General features: G+C 63.8%; 13 protein-coding genes and 1 riboswitch. Of the genes, 3 read left to right on the forward strand and 10 right to left on the reverse strand.

Annotated elements, in window-relative coordinates:
• Window positions 1–47: 47 nt before the first annotated feature.
• The 6 genes from uca to PverR02_RS07480 form a co-directional block, all read right to left on the reverse strand.
• On the reverse strand, window positions 48–3,671 hold the full coding sequence (uca, locus tag PverR02_RS07455; RefSeq protein WP_079443035.1) for an urea carboxylase: 3,624 nt from the start codon (window positions 3,669–3,671) through the stop codon (window positions 48–50).
• A 233-nt stretch (window positions 3,672–3,904) separates the two neighbouring features.
• Window positions 3,905–4,534: an urea amidolyase associated protein UAAP2 gene (locus tag PverR02_RS07460; protein WP_046384385.1), complete on the reverse strand. Its 630-nt coding sequence runs from the start codon at window positions 4,532–4,534 to the stop codon at window positions 3,905–3,907.
• Between the two features lie 9 nt (window positions 4,535–4,543).
• Window positions 4,544–5,269, reverse strand: coding sequence for an urea amidolyase associated protein UAAP1 (locus PverR02_RS07465; protein WP_017844885.1), 726 nt, complete (start codon window positions 5,267–5,269; stop codon window positions 4,544–4,546).
• Window positions 5,266–6,030, reverse strand: coding sequence for an ABC transporter ATP-binding protein (locus PverR02_RS07470; RefSeq protein WP_017844886.1), 765 nt, complete (start codon window positions 6,028–6,030; stop codon window positions 5,266–5,268). Before PverR02_RS07470 ends, PverR02_RS07465 begins: the two co-directional genes overlap by 4 nt.
• Window positions 6,027–6,842 (reverse strand): ABC transporter permease, encoded by an 816-nt coding sequence (locus PverR02_RS07475; protein WP_079443036.1) that lies wholly within the window; start codon window positions 6,840–6,842, stop codon window positions 6,027–6,029. Before PverR02_RS07475 ends, PverR02_RS07470 begins: the two co-directional genes overlap by 4 nt.
• Before the next feature lie 12 nt (window positions 6,843–6,854).
• Entirely contained in the window at window positions 6,855–7,922 is a 1,068-nt protein-coding gene (locus PverR02_RS07480) for a putative urea ABC transporter substrate-binding protein (RefSeq protein WP_046384382.1), read from the reverse strand.
• A 60-nt stretch (window positions 7,923–7,982) separates the two neighbouring features.
• Window positions 7,983–8,084: riboswitch (guanidine-I (ykkC/yxkD leader) on the reverse strand.
• 313 nt (window positions 8,085–8,397) lie between these two features.
• Here PverR02_RS07480 and PverR02_RS07485 point away from each other — a divergent pair.
• Both PverR02_RS07485 and PverR02_RS07490 read left to right on the forward strand, forming a co-directional pair.
• Entirely contained in the window at window positions 8,398–8,745 is a 348-nt protein-coding gene (locus PverR02_RS07485; RefSeq protein ID WP_079443037.1) for a hypothetical protein, read from the forward strand.
• Window positions 8,746–8,899: 154 nt separating this feature from the next.
• On the forward strand, window positions 8,900–9,334 hold the full coding sequence (locus tag PverR02_RS07490; RefSeq protein ID WP_079443038.1) for a DUF3757 domain-containing protein: 435 nt from the start codon (window positions 8,900–8,902) through the stop codon (window positions 9,332–9,334).
• A 3-nt stretch (window positions 9,335–9,337) separates the two neighbouring features.
• On the opposite strand, the gene PverR02_RS07495 is transcribed toward PverR02_RS07490, so the two are convergent.
• A complete protein-coding gene (locus tag PverR02_RS07495) occupies window positions 9,338–10,450 on the reverse strand; it encodes an enoyl-CoA hydratase/isomerase family protein (RefSeq protein ID WP_017844891.1) in 1,113 nt (370 codons plus the stop codon).
• Window positions 10,451–10,586: 136 nt separating this feature from the next.
• Between PverR02_RS07495 and ung the strand changes: the two genes are divergently transcribed.
• A complete protein-coding gene (gene ung / locus PverR02_RS07500) occupies window positions 10,587–11,279 on the forward strand; it encodes a uracil-DNA glycosylase (RefSeq protein ID WP_046384379.1) in 693 nt (230 codons plus the stop codon).
• Window positions 11,280–11,295: 16 nt separating this feature from the next.
• Here the strand turns inward: ung and PverR02_RS07505 are convergent, their stop codons facing one another.
• From PverR02_RS07505 to PverR02_RS07515, 3 genes are all read right to left on the reverse strand, one after another.
• Window positions 11,296–12,219 (reverse strand): YncE family protein, encoded by a 924-nt coding sequence (locus PverR02_RS07505; RefSeq protein ID WP_079443039.1) that lies wholly within the window; start codon window positions 12,217–12,219, stop codon window positions 11,296–11,298.
• 130 nt (window positions 12,220–12,349) lie between these two features.
• Complete coding sequence (locus PverR02_RS07510; protein ID WP_079443040.1) at window positions 12,350–13,378, reverse strand: AbrB family transcriptional regulator; 1,029 nt, start codon at window positions 13,376–13,378, stop codon at window positions 12,350–12,352.
• Window positions 13,371–14,885 carry a tripartite tricarboxylate transporter permease gene (locus tag PverR02_RS07515; RefSeq protein WP_017844900.1) on the reverse strand — a complete coding sequence of 505 codons (1,515 nt, stop codon included), beginning with the start codon at window positions 14,883–14,885 and terminating at the stop codon, window positions 13,371–13,373. The genes PverR02_RS07510 and PverR02_RS07515 overlap by 8 nt, the downstream gene beginning before the upstream one ends.
• Between the last annotated feature and the right edge of the window lies 1 nt (window position 14,886).

Genomic DNA, 14,886 nt, shown 5'->3' on the forward strand with positions numbered 1-14,886 from the left:
GCTGGATCGGGCAGGGCGCCGAAGGTCCCTGCACGATACAGCGCCGCTCAGTCCCGTTCCAGCACCACGACCCGCTGGCCGGCGCCAATCGCGCTGCCGGGCTGCACGGTGATTTCCCGCACCACTGCGGCGAACGGCGCCGGCAGCGCAATCTCCATTTTCATCGACTCCAGCACCACCAGCACATCGCCGGCCGCAACGCGTTCGCCCACCGCCACCCGGACCTGCCACAGATTGCCCGCGATATGGCTGTCGATGCTGTGCTCGTTGGCCTTCAGCGGCGTGTCCTGCGCGAGCGGCGCTGGCGCTTCCTCGCTGTCGAAGTGCGCCTGGCCGCTGGCGATCCAGCGTTCGCGCTCGGCATTGAACGCCTGTTGCTGGTGCTCACGAAACGCATCGATACCGGTGGCTTCACGCGCCAGAAAATCCTGGTAGTCCGCCAGGTTCAACACGCTGTCCTCGATGTGCAACGCAAAGCGCCCCAGCGGAAAGTCCCGACGAATCTTTACCAGTTCTTCGGCACTCACCGGGTAGAAGCGGATCTGGTCGAAAAACCGCAGCAGCCACGGCTTGCCGTCGAAGGCCGCGACTTCGCGATAGCGGTTCCACATCTGCAACGTGCGCCCGACGAACTGATAACCGCCGGGGCCTTCCATGCCGTACACGCACAAATACGCGCCGCCGATGCCCACCGAGTTCTCGGCGGTCCAGGTGCGGGCCGGGTTGTATTTGGTGGTCACCAGGCGATGACGCGGGTCCAGCGGCGTGGCCACCGGGGCGCCGAGGTAGACATCGCCCAGGCCCATCACCAGATAGCTCGCTTCGAACACGGTGTGGCGCACCGCGTCGAGGTCGGCGAGGGCGTTGATGCGACGGATGAACTCCAGGTTGCTCGGGCACCACGGCGCGTCCTTGCGCACGGTGGTCATGTATTTGTCGATGGCCAACTGGCACGCCGGGTCATCCCAGGACAGCGGCAGGTGGACGATGCGCGAAGGCACTTGCAGGTTGGGCGTGGCGCACACGGCCGTCCATTCGCCGCTGATCAGCGCCAGCAGGTCGGCCAGGGGCAATTGTTCCGGCTGGTAGTGGACCTGCAGCGAGCGGATGCCCGGCGTCAGGTCGATCACGCCGTGCCGTGCGTGGGTTTCGAGGGCCTGCATCAGCGCGTGGGCGCGAAAGCGCAGCACCAGGTCGAGCTCGGGCGCGCCGATTTCCAGCAGCAGGTGGGTGTCGCCGGCCAATCGGGCAACCAGACGCGTATCTTCCTGGCCGATATCCAACACCACAGGCGACGCGGGCCAATGTGGGCGCGGGCTTGTTCGCGATGGCATCGCCTCGGTGTTGCTGTGAGCGCGCGTCGCCTGCATCGCGGGCAAGCCTGGCTCCGGCATTTGATCCCATTTCAGCGCGAGATCGCGGGCGGTCTCGAGGCTCACCGCTTCGAAGCGCAGTTTGTCGCCGGCCTTGAGTTGCCCGAGTTGCCACAGGTCGGCTTCGATCACCGTCACCGGGCACACGAACCCACCCAGGCTCGGCCCGTCCGGCCCGAGGATCACCGGCATGTCCCCGGTGAAATCCACCGCGCCGATCGCATAAGGGTTGTCGTGGATATTCGACGGATGCAGCCCGGCCTCGCCGCCATCGGTACGCGCCCACAACGGCTTGGGGCCGATCAACCGCACGCCGGTGCGGCTGGAGTTGAAATGCACTTCCCACTGTGTGGCGAAGAAGGTGTCGATGTACTCGGGCCGGAAGTATTCCGGCGCGCCGTGGGGGCCGTAAATCACCCGTAGCGTGCGGACCTGCGCCAGCGGTTGCGCGACCAGTTGCCGGCCTGCGGTGACGTCGACCAGCGGCAACAGATGCAGCACGTCGCCCGCGCGCAACGCGCGCCCGCCATGCCCGCCGAACTGGCCCAGGGTGAAGGTGCTTTGGCTGCCCAGGTAGTCCGGCACTTGCAGCCCACCGCGCAGGCACAGGTAACTGCGCGCGCCGGCCCCGGCGAGGGTGCCGAGGCTCAACAGCGATCCGGCTTCGATCCGCAGCGCGGTGTTCATCGGCACGGGGTGATCGTCCAGCAGCAGCGGAATCTCCGCCCCCGTCACCGCCACCACGGCGGCGCAGTTGAAGCGCAACAGCGGCCCGCTCATGGTGATCTCCAAGGCTGCCGCGCCTTCGCGATTGCCCAGCAGACGATTGCCCAGGCGCAGCGCGCGGCTGTCCATCGGCCCCGATGGCGGTACGCCCACGGCCCAATAACCGAGGCGTCCGGGATAGTCCTGCACGCTGGTTTGCGTGCCCGCGCTGAGCACTTCGAACGTGTGGGCAACGTAGACCAGATCTTCCAGGCAGCGCGTCCACGGATGGCCACCGGCAAAGGGCGCGGCCAGCAGGATCTGGCGCAGGTAATCGCGGTTGGTTTCCACGCCGTAGAGCTGGCTGTCGCTCAAGGCGCTATGCAAATCCAGGCGCGCCTGTTCGCGGGTGGGTGCCCAGGTGATGAGCTTGGCGATCATCGGGTCGAAGTACGGCGGGATCTCACAACCGGCTTCAACCCAAGTGTCGATGCGCAAGCCTTCGGCCTGCGGAAAATCCACGCAGGTCAACAGCCCCGGGCTCGGCTGGAAATCGCGGCCTGGATCTTCCGCATACAAGCGTGCCTGGATCGCGTGGCCCTGGGGCTTCAACGCCAACTCACTCAATGGCCGCATGTCTCCCGCCGCCAGTTGCACCATCCAGCGCACCAAGTCCACGCCCCACACCTGTTCGGTGACGCCGTGTTCCACCTGCAACCGCGTGTTCACTTCCAGGAAGTAGAAGCGACTGTCTGCGCTATCGAAGATGAATTCCACGGTGCCGGCGCTGCGGTAGTTGACCGCCTTGGCCAGGGTGATGGCGGCCGAGCACAGGGCCTCGGCCATGCCTTCGGGCAGGTTCGGCGCCGGGGTTTCTTCGAGGACTTTCTGGTTGCGCCGCTGCACCGAACAATCGCGCACGCCAAGGGCGATCACCTCGCCCGCGCCGTCGCCGAACACCTGCACCTCCAGGTGGCGAGCGTGCTCGATGTACTTCTCGATAAACACGCCGGCATCGCTGAAGTTGTTCTGGCCCAGGCGCTTGACGGCGTCGAAGCACTCGTTCAACTCCGCGGCGTGGCGGCATACGCGCATGCCGATGCCGCCGCCGCCGGCGGTGCTCTTGAGCATGACCGGGTAGCCCACGCGGTCGGCGGCGAGCATGGCGGCGTCGAGGTTGTCGAGCAGTTCGCTGCCTTCGAGCAAGGGGAGGTGGTGTTGCTTGGCCAGCGCCCGTGCGGTGTGCTTGAGGCCGAATACGCGCAGCTGTTGCGGGGTCGGCCCGATAAAGGCGATGCCAGCGTTTTCGCAGGCTTGCGCGAAGGCGGCGTTTTCCGAGAGAAAGCCGTAGCCGGGATGAATCGCCGTGGCGCCGCTGGCCTTGGCGATGGCGAGGATTTTGTCCACCGCCAGGTAGGTGCCGGCCGCGGCGCCTTCACCGAGGCTGTAGGCTTCGTCGGCGTGTTGGATGTGCAGGCTGGCCGCATCGGCTTCGGCGTACACGGCGACGCCCTTTACATGCAGCTCGCGCAAGGTGCGCAGGATGCGGCAGGCGATGGCGCCACGGTTGGCGATCAAGAGTTTTTCGAACATGGCAAAACCCTGCGGGCCGTCCCGCAAAGTGAAGGAGCACTACGGTCGTCCGCAGTGCATGTCGTGAGTGTGGGAGGGGGGGCTCCCGATGGTGGTGAGCCAGTGGGTGCGTGTTTGGCTGACTTGCCGCCATCGGGGGCAAGCCCCCTCCCACAGGGTTCAGCGGTTTTGAAGACACTGCCCGGCTCGGGCCTGGCAGAGTGCAAATAACCAACTGCGCAAGCGCTTGAGTGTCAGTTCCATACGAGTAACTCCGCAGGCGTCGGGTTGTAGGCGTTGCACGGGTTGTTCAATTGCGGGCAGTTGGAGATCAGCACGATCACGTCCATCTCGGCGCGCAGGTCGACGTACTTGCCGGGGGCGGAAATGCCGTCTTCGAAGGTCAACCCGCCGTCGGCCGTGACCGGCACATTCATGAAGAAATTGATGTTCGGGCCAATGTCGCGTTTGCCCAGGCGACCGTCATGGGCGCAGGCCCGCAGGTAGTTGTCGCGGCAGCTGTGCATGTAGCGTTTTTCCAGGGCGTAGCGCACGGTGTTGCTCTCTTGGGCGCAGGCGCCACCGAGGGTGTCGTGGCGCCCGCAGGTGTCTGCGACGAGGGTCAGCATCGGCTGGCCGAGGTTGGAATAGAGCACGCTGCCGGCGCCCAGGTACACGCTGTTCTGGCGGCGCAAGGTGCGTTGCACGTCGTAGCGCTCGCGCGGGTTTTTCACGCTGTAGAACAGCGTGTCGACCGCCTGGTTGCCCTCCAGGTCAAGGATGCGCAGGGTCTGGCCGGCCTTGACCTCCATCAGCCACGGCTCGCCGGCGGGAATGGTGGCGCGGTACACCGCCGTGTCGGGTTGTTTCAGTGCGATAGACATGGCAGCTCCTCAGGCGAACAGACGGTCGGTGTTGATAAAACCGCGCGCGTTTTCCGGGCGCGAGGTGCGGCAGTGTTCGGCGACGCTTGGGTCGGCGTTCATCCAGCTCAGTTTCAGCGGTTGCGGGGCGTAGTCGGGGTTGGGGTCCATCGGATGCTGCAGCGCGGTGAGCACCACCAGGGTATCCATCGGCGCGTAGAGTTCGATGTAGTCGCCCGCCTTGGAATTGCCCGGCACGAAGTGCAGGCCACCGTTGTCGTCCACGCTGACTTTGCTGAACAGGTTGAGGGTCATCAGCAGGTCTGACAGCCCCAGGCCCCACTTGCCCAATTCCACCAGCAGGTTGTCGGTGCCGTTGCGATAGAAACCGTTGCGCAGTTCCTGATAGCGCCCCTGGCCGTACTTCTCGGCCACCTCGGCCGCGCACAGCACGCCGCCGATGCTGTCACTCCAGCCGCAGGTGTCGGCGGTGATGGCGGCCAGCACGCGGCCCATGTCCGAGTACAGGCAATGGCCGCGGGTGAGCTTGGCGGTGTGTTGGCATTTGAGGCTGTCGGGCAGGTTCAGGCGTTCGGTTTTTTCGTTCGCGTTGAGCAGGGTCAGGCTGACGTTGGCGCCACCGCGCAGGTCGGTGAGGCGCAGCAGTTGACCGCGCTTGAGCACGAAGGAGCGGTGGCCGCCGCCGGGCAGTATTTCTTCGGCGAACGGCGGGAACAGTTGAGTCGAATCGGTCATTTGGAAGTCGCTCCAAGTTCGGCGGCGAGCGCCTTGCGCCGCTCGCCGTTCAAAGGGATGTCGTAGGTGATACGGGCGCCATAGGCGCCGGGGGCGTGGGGATCGACGCGGACCTTGTCGAACACCAGCAGGCGCGTGCCGAGGCTGAAACCTTCGCTGAGGTCGTGGGTGACCATGAACACCGTCAGCCGGGTTTCGCGCCACAGCTCCAGCAGCAACTGGTGCATGTCTTTGCGGATGCCGGGGTCGAGGGCGCCGAAGGGTTCGTCCAGCAGCAAGACGCGCGGTTTCATGATCAGGGCCTGGGCGATGGCCAGGCGTTGTTGCATGCCGCCGGAGAGTTGCGCCGGGTACTTGTCCAACGCGTGGCCGAGGCCGACTTTGTGCAGCAGCGCGGCGGCCTGTTCGCGCGCGGCTTTTTTGGCTTTGCCGAACAGCCGTCCGAGCAACGGCGCGCGCGGCAGCTCGAGGCCGAGGGCGACGTTGTCGAGCACGCTCAGGTGCGGGAACACCGAGTAGCGCTGGAACACCACGCCACGGCTGGCATCCGGTTCGCCGGCCAGCGGTTGGCCGTCGAGCAGGATGTGGCCCTTGCTCGCGGTTTCCTGGCCCAGCAGCAGGCGCAGAAACGTCGATTTGCCGCAGCCGGAGGTGCCGACCAGGGTGCAGAATTCGCCCTCGGCGACCTGCAGATTCAAACCCTCCAGCACCACCTGATCGCCGTAGCGCTGCCACACATTGTTGACGCTGATAAAGCTCATGCCCGCGCTCCTTCGTACCAGGGGAACGCGCGTCGGGTCAGGGCCTTGAGGCCCCAGTCCATCAGCCAGGCGAGCAGGGTGATCCACACCACGTAGGGCAGGATCACGTCCATCGCCAGGTAGCGGCGCACCAGGAAGATCCGGTAGCCCAGGCCGTCGGTGGAGGCGATGGCTTCGGCGGCGATCAGGAACAACCACGCCGAGCCCAGCATCAGCCGCAGCGAGATCAGCAGGCGCGGCAACAGTTGTGGCAACACCACGCGCAGCATCAGGGTCCAGGTCGACGCGCCGAGGGTCTGTGCCTTCACCAGCAGTTCCACAGGAATTTCGCGTGCGCGCTGTTCCAGGTCGCGGGCCAGGCACGGGGTGACGCCGATGACGATGAGCATCACCTTGGACAATTCCCCCAGGCCGAACACGATGAACAGGATCGGCAGGATCGCCAGCGGCGGCACCATCGACAGTACCGTCAGCAACGGCGACAACGGCGCGCCGAACAATGGCAACGTCCCGGCGGCGATGCCCAGGCACAGGCCGGCGAGGGCACTGATGCCCAGGCCGAGCGCGAGGCGGCGCAGGCTCGACGCGCTGTCCTGCCACAGCACGTATTCGCCGGTGCGGCTGTCTGCGCTCAATGCCAGGCGCTTGACCGCCTCGAACATTTGCCCGGCACTGGGCAGCAGTTTGTCGTTGGGGTTATCCGCCAGGCGCTCGGCCGAGCCCACGAAGTAGGCGAACAGCAGCAGGGCGAACGGCAGCAGCACCAACAACAGGCGGCTGGAGCGGTCCGGGTGACGGTTGATCAGGCGCATGGCCGGGTCCTCTTACAACGTGCCGTCGGCGGCCATCTGCACGTAGCGGGGGTCGAACTGCAGCTTGAGGTTGGCCTTGTCGCCGCTGGTCACGCCATTGGCGAAGCTCATGCCCACGGCGCTGGTGTCCTTGGCCCCTTCGCCGAGCAGGCCGTGTTCAAACGAGAACTCGGCGACCTTGCGCATGGTCGCTGGCAGCTGCGCGCTGGTGGCGAAGGCCAGGGCTTCCTTGGGCGTGGCGAACAGCTTGGTGGTGTCCAGTTGCGACTGGAACCCCTTGAGGTCGGTGCCCGAGGCCTTGGCCATGTGTTCCAGGGCTTCGCTGCTGGCGGCGCCTTTGGCGTTCATCAGGGCGACCACTTCGAACCAGGCGCCGGTGAGGGCTTTGCCCAGGGCCGGGTTGTCTTTGAGGGTCTGGGTGTTGACCACCATCATGTCCATGATTTCGCCGGGCACTTTGCTGGAGTCGAACACCTGGGTGACGCCGGGTTTGGCGTTGATCGCAGAGAGCATCGGGTTCCAGGTCGTCACCGCTTGCACCTGGTCGGTGTTGAAGGCAGCGGCGATGTCGGCGTCGGAGGTGTTGACCACTTTCAGGTCTTTTTCGGTGAGGTCGGCCGACTCCAGCGCGCGGGCCAGCAGGTAGTGCGACACCGACAGTTCCACCAGGTTGACGTTCATGCCCTTGAGGTCGGCGACGGTCTTGCCGCTGCCTTTGATCACCACGCCATCGTTGCCGTTGGAGAAGTCGCTGACCACCAGCGCGGTGCTGTCGACGCCACCGGCGGCGGGGATGGTCAGGGCGTCCATGTTGGTCATGGTGCAGCCGTCGAACTGGCCGGCGGTATACTGGTTGATGGACTCGACGTAGTCATTGAGTTGCACCACGTCGATGGTGATGCCGTACTTCTTGGCCCACTTGTCGAGGATGCCTTGGCTGCCGGCATACTCCCACGGCATCCAGCCGGCATAGATTGTCCAGCAAACGCTGAAGTGGTCTTTGACGGCGGCCTGGGTCTGGACGCTCAGCACAGCGGCAAAGGCGGCGGCGAGCAGGGCGGGTAAACGGATTGAGGGCATGGGGCTTCTCCAGTTGATCGAGGGCGAGCAGGAGCAACGCGGCACCGTGAACGGTGGCTTGTCTCCCGGGCTTTTATCCCGCCGTGTAACCTCAACTGGAGGTCGCCGACTCTCGGACCAGCCACTCGCGTTTCGCGAGCCGGAACCCTAGTCAGCCATTGCAAATTGTGGTGCCGCGAACCTGTGATGAATCCTGCACGCAAGAGGCTAAGCGAGAGTCATGCCAAGTAGGGCGCGGGCGTGTAGGTCGCGGGTTTGCGCGCAACGCCCGACGCTTGAGTGCGTGCGGCTGCGTTGCACTGGTGCGCCGTCGCACTGCAATGAGGCATTCGGTTCGTCTGAAACAGATGTTTCAGTCTGTGTCGAAATCGCACCAGTTTCGCTTTTTGATGTCAGATATTTCGTCATTCAGCAAAAGTTGAATGCCGCCCGCCAGCGTCGCTGGCGGTGCTCTTTCGCGGTCCAGGAGGCCGCCATGTATCGACGACTGCTTCTTATCGCTGTGCTCGGTCTGTCCCTTTCTGCGTGCGTGCCCTATTACGATGGAGGCCCAGGTTATTACCGTTCCGAGGTCTATACCGCGCCCGCGCCGGTGTATTACTACGGCGGCGGCCCGGCGTATCAATATCGGCGTGACTATTACCCGGCGCCGCGTTACTACGCGCCAGCGCCGCGTTATTACCAGCCGGTGCCACGTTATTACCAGCCGGCGCCCCGCATGGGTTACCGGGCTTATCCAAACCAGGGTTGGGGGGATCGCTGGGGCAATGGCGGGCACGGTCGCGGTGGCGATCGTGGCGCTGGTCGCGGCGGTCATCGTTGACCGCTCTTGAAGGCAAGCGGCGCAGGCAGCGCCGCTTTTTCGTAGCATTTAGCAGTACTGTCAGATTTAACAGCTATCGTTTGGGTTTCTAGTGCATTCAACTGGGAGCGGCCGTTGCGCCTCTTTGACCGCCCAGTGAGCGAAGGAACCCCCGATGATCAGACAATTGATGTGCGTTTTACTCTTCATGGTCGGCGGCGTTGCACACGTGCAAGCGAACCAAGGCTGCCCTTATCCCTCGGCAATCAAGTATGTCGATGGCTACTTCCAGGCGACGGTAGGAACACTCGTCTGGCAAAGCCCGAAGATCGGCTATCGGGACTTTGTCGACCAATTCATTGGCGCCATTTTTACCCCGGGCAAGGCACAGGATCGGGAAAACGGCTATGTAGACAAGTGCAGCTACCTGACCGGTGACGGTCAGAGAGTGGACTTGCGGTACGGCAAATCGGCAGAGGTGGAGACGATGTCGCTGACCGGTACTTTGCATTGGCACCTTGCCAGCGACCCCTTCGGCCTGCCGGTGTATATCTGCCAGGACAGTCAGCCGGACAATTGCGCATTCACGGTTAAAAAGCCAAAAAACTGACTGTCAAAAGTAGGAAAAATCCGCGAGCGGATGGCGGCCTTCCCAGGCTTTGTTGAAATGCGCCTGCACCACGGCCTGCGGAATGGCATTGATATCCGGCCAATGCCAATGAGGCTGCTGGTCTTTGTCGATCAACCGCGCGCGGACCCCTTCGCTGAATTCCGGGTGACGGCAGCAATTGAGGCTCAGGGTGTATTCCATCTGGAACACCTCGGCCAGCGACAGGTGGCGGGCGCGCTGGAGCTGTTCCCACACCAGGTGCGCGGTCAGCGGGCAGCCTTCGCTGAGGGTCTTGCCGGCGCGGCTGAGCAACGGGTCGGCGTGCTCGCGCAACGGGCTCAAGGCCCGCCAGGCACTGCGCACGTCACTGACATCCAGCCACTCATCGATCTGCGCCCGGCGTGGTAGCCATTGCGCTTCGGGTTGCTGGTCGATGGCTTCCTGGGCCAAGGCCTTGAGCAGGCTGTTGAGCTGCATCGCGGTCTGTTCCTGCCAGTTCAGTTGCAACAGGCCTTCGAGCAGTTCGTCTTGTTGGTCGTCGCGCATGAAGCGGTCGGCCAGGCCCAAATCGAGCGCGTCGCGGCCGTTGATGTGCGCGCCGGTCAGGCCAAGGAACAACCCCAGTTTGCCCGGCATGCGTGACAGGAACCAACTGGCGCCCACATCCGGGTACAGGCCGATACTGATCTCGGGCATGGCCAAGCGGCTGCTGGGGGTGACGATACGCACCGAGGCGCTTTGCAGCAGGCCCATGCCGCCGCCCAGCACATAGCCGTGACCCCAGCAGATCAACGGTTTGGGGTAGGTGTGCAGGCGATAGTCGAGGCGATATTCCGCGGCAAAAAACTGCGCGGCCAGCTCCGGCACGACGCCGGGTTGTTCGCGGCAGGCCATGGCCAGGCTGCGCACTTCGCCGCCGGCGCAAAATGCCTTGGGGCCCTTGCCGCGCAACAGCACGCAGACGATGTTCGGGTCTTTGGCCCAGGCGTCCAGGCGATCGCCCAGGGCCAGGATCATCGGCAGGGAGAGGGCGTTGAGGGCCTTTTCGGCGTCCAGGCTGGCGATGCCGATGCGCGCGCCGCCGCTGCCGGTCAGCTCTTCGAAGTGCAGGTTCATCGTGACCTCAATCGGGAAGGTGAAGGTTGAGTATGATCCCTTCATGGGAAAGTGCCGGTTGTGTGTCAGATCAATTGACAAGCGGGGTCGGCTTTCCTAGGGTTCGCCTCATTCTTTTTTACAAGACCAGTCAATCATGAGCGAAGGCGACCGTATCAAACTCGAACCCAGCTGGAAACACGCCCTGCGCGATGAGTTCGAGCAGCCCTACATGGCCCAGTTGCGTGAGTTCCTGCGCCAGGAACACGCGGCCGGCAAGGAGATCTACCCGCCTGGCCCGCTGATCTTCAACGCGCTCAATTCCACGCCGCTGGACAAGGTCAAGGTGGTGATCCTCGGCCAGGACCCCTACCACGGCCCCGGCCAGGCCCACGGCCTGTGCTTCTCGGTGCAACCGGGCGTGCCGGCGCCGCCGTCGCTGGTCAATATCTATAAAGAGCTCAAGCGCGACCTGAATATCGACATCCCCAACCACGGTTGCCTGCAAAGCTGGGCCGACCAGGGCGTATTGCTGCTCAACACCACCATGACCGTGGAACGCGCCAACGCCAACGCCCATGCGGGCAAGGGTTGGCAGTTTTTTACCGATCGGATCATCGAAGTCGTCAGCGAGCACCAGCCGCACCTGGTGTTCCTGCTGTGGGGCGCGCATGCACAGAGCAAGCAGAAGCTGATCGATGCGACCAAGCATCTGGTGCTGACGTCGGTCCACCCGTCGCCGTTGTCGGCATATCGCGGCTTTCTGGGCTGCGGGCATTTCAGCCGCACCAACAAGTTTCTTGAGCAGAATGGCGAGACGCCGATTGAGTGGCGGTTGCCGGCGCTATAAGCCCGACTGCGTCGTCTCACAACCTGACTTGCGACACCGTGGCGTTGCCAATATTCGCCACGTATGCGGTCCTACCGTTGGGCGCCACGACGATCCCGCGCGGTTTGTTGAAGCCTTGGATCGAGCCGGTTATCGCCTGAGTACGGGTATTGAGGACACTCACCCGGTCGCCGTCGGTTTCCGTGACGTAGGCGAATTCGAGCATCGTGTGAAACGCCACCTGATAGGGGCTCAGCAAACCGCCCAGTACGGTGCTGGCCTGTGTGGTGGAAGTGTCGCCGATATACAGTTCACCACGGTCACGGTAGGTGATGTAGACGCGTGCGTTGAAGCGAGCGTGGGCAATGGTGGTGGGTTCGCCGGCAACGGTAGGGGTTTGGGTAACGATTCTGTTGGTGCCCAGGTTGATGCTGGTCCATCCATCGAAATCCGAGGCAACGTGCGAGCGAGCGTTGCCGGGTGCTATTGCAATTTCCCGGGGCAAGCCCACTGCGGTGGCGGCAATGCGCTGATGGTTGGCGGTATTGATCACCACCACCTCCGAAGCGCGATGGTCAGCCACATACAGGCGCACACCAGTAGAGTTCAGCGCCATGCCATTGACGGTTGTGAACCCCTTGATGTGATCAATGACGGTATCGGTCGATGTGTCGATCACTCTGATCGGCGTATCGCCTGCCTGGCTATTATCGCTGACATAGAGGCGTTGCTCGGCGGGATGCATGGCGAGCCAAATCGGCGAGCCCACATCGATAATCGTGGTCAGAACGCTGAAGCTCGCCGTGTCGATGACCGTAATACCCTGGGGGAGGGTAGCGCTGGCAACATACAGGCGCGTGCCGTCTGTGTTGAGCACAAGCCGATTGGGGGAGCCCTGCACAGCCACCGTGTTGATGATGGCTGCGGGCTCGTCGATGATTAAAGGGGGAGGTGGCACCATGATCACAATCCTCAGGGGCGCTCTTGCGCACCATTGATTGAAGGCTTGGACGTGTGAATGCCGCTAGCTGTAAAGGTTGACAGTTCGGATGAGCGGTAGTGATCTATGAAGGATTCCTTCTTGAAGGTAATCAGGTTTGGCGGTTCCACTGCCTGAACAACGGCTCCGCCAGAAACAACACGAACAACAAGCGCATCACCTGCATTGCCGTCACCAACGGCACCGACAGTTGCAGGGTTTCCGCGGTCAAACTCATCTCGGCAATGCCGCCTGGCATCATGCCCAGGGTCAATGAGCGCAGGTCCAGTTGGGTCATCGCACTCAAGCCCACGGCGGCCAGCGTCGCCAGCACCATGGTCAAGGCGGTGCCGATCAAGGTGCGCGCCATGAACGACGGCGCACTGCGGAAGAACTGACGATTGAAGTGGCAGCCCAACCCGCTGCCGATCAGCCACTGGCCGATCTGGCTGCCGCCGTCGGGCAGGCCGATGTGCAGGTCCCACGCCACACTGGCGGTGGCACTGACCAACAGGGGCCCGAACAACCACGGGTTCGGCTGACGCAAGCGTTGCCAGCCCCAGGCCACCAGCGCACCGGCGGGAAACAGCAGCGCCAGCCAGGCCCAGCTCACCGGGGCGGGATGAAACTGCGGCGCGCCACCGTCCAGCACGTACTTGAAGATCGCCGGTACGCACAGCACCACCACCAACACCCGCAGGCTTTGCCCCGCCGCGACCCGGCTGAGCACCGCGCCATTGCGTGCGCCGAGGTTGACCATCTCGCCGGAACCGCCGGGCATGCTGGAGAAAAACGCGGTGGCGCGGTCTTCGCCGCTGCGGCGCATCAACCACACGCCGACCACGCTCGACAGGCTGGTGACCAGCGCGCCGAAGAAGATCAAACCGAAGTGGCTCATCACCTGTTCGATCACCAGCGGAGTGAAGTGCAGGCCGATGCCGATGCCCACCACCCATTGGCCGCCTTTGCGCCCGCCGGGAATCTCCGCCAACTGCCACGGCGTGAGGCAACGCACGAGGATGATCGCCAGTAGCGAACCGACCATATACGGCAACGGCCAGCCGACCAGGCTGGCCAGGTAACCGCCGGCCAGGCCGACCAGCGGTGTTCCCCACCAGTGTTTAAAGCTGGCCTCAGACATCGGCCACGGCACGACGCTGCAACGCACGTTTGCGGTAGATGCGCGCCAGCGGTAACAGCAGCATCACGGCGGTCAATACCCAGACACCGAAGGTGATCGGGCTGGACCACAGGATCTCCAGCGCACCGTTGGAGATCGACAGCGCGCGGCGCAGGTTCTGCTCCATCAGGCCGCCGAGGATAAAGCCCAGCAACACCGGCGACAGCGGGAAGTCGAGCTTGCGCAGGATGTAGCCGAAGATGCCGATACCGATCATCAGGAACAGATCGAACGTGGTGGCGTGAACCGCGTACACGCCGATCGCGGTGATGATCGCGATCACCGGCACCAGCGCCCAGTTCGGCACGGCGAGGATGCGCGTGAAGATGCGGATCATCGGGATGTTGAGGATCACCAGCATGATGTTGGCGATGAACAACGAGGCGATCAGGCCCCAGACGATATCCGGTTGCTGTTGGAACAACAGCGGGCCCGGCGTGATGTTGTACAGCGACAGGGCGCCGATCATCACCGCGGTGGTGCCCGAACCCGGCACGCCCAGGGTCAGCATCGGCACCAGCGCACCGCAGGCGGAGGCGCCGATGGCGGTTTCCGGTGCCGCCAGACCACGCATGTCACCCTGCCCGAATTTACCGCTGGCCCCGGCCAGGCGTTTCTCGGTCATGTAGGCCACGGCTGACGCCAACGTCGCGCCAGCGCCGGGCAATACGCCCATGATGAAACCGAGCAGGCCGCACCGGATGTTCACCGCAAATACCGACGAGGCTTCCTTCAGGTTAAACATCATCCGCCCGGTGGCTTTCACCGCTTCCTGGCCACGGTGGGTTTTTTCCAGCAGCAACAGGATCTCGCTGATGGAGAACAGGCCCAGCACCAACACCACGAACTGGATGCCGTCGGTCAGGTGGATGTTATCGCCGGTAAAGCGGTACACGCCGCTGTTGGCGTCGATGCCCACCGCCGACAGGAACAGGCCGATCAGCGCCGCGACGAAGGTCTTCAGCGGTTTATCGCCGGCCATGCCGCCGAGGCAGACAATCGCGAACACCATCAGTACGAAATATTCCGCCGGGCCGAAGGCAATCGCCCACTTGGCCAGCAGCGGGGCAAACAGCACCATGCCGCAGGTGGCGATAAACGCGCCGATGAACGAACTCCACGCCGACAATGACAACGCCACACCGGCCAGGCCTTTGCGGGCCATCGGGTAACCGTCGAGGGTGGTCATCACGGTGGAGGCTTCACCCGGGATGTTCAGCAGGATCGAGCTGATACGCCCACCGTATTCACAGCCCAGGTACACGGCCGCCAGCAGGATCAACGCCGACTCCGGCGGCAGGCCCAGGGCGAACGCGATGGGGATCAACAGCGCCACGCCGTTGATCGGGCCCAGGCCCGGCAGCAGGCCGACCACGGTGCCGATCAAGGTGCCGCACAGCGCGGTCACCAGGTTGTAGGGGGACAGTGCCACGCCGAAGCCCTGGCCCAAATAGCCGAAAGTATCCATA

This window comes from Pseudomonas veronii (assembly GCF_002028325.1).
In the GTDB taxonomy this organism is placed as follows: domain Bacteria; phylum Pseudomonadota; class Gammaproteobacteria; order Pseudomonadales; family Pseudomonadaceae; genus Aquipseudomonas; species Aquipseudomonas veronii.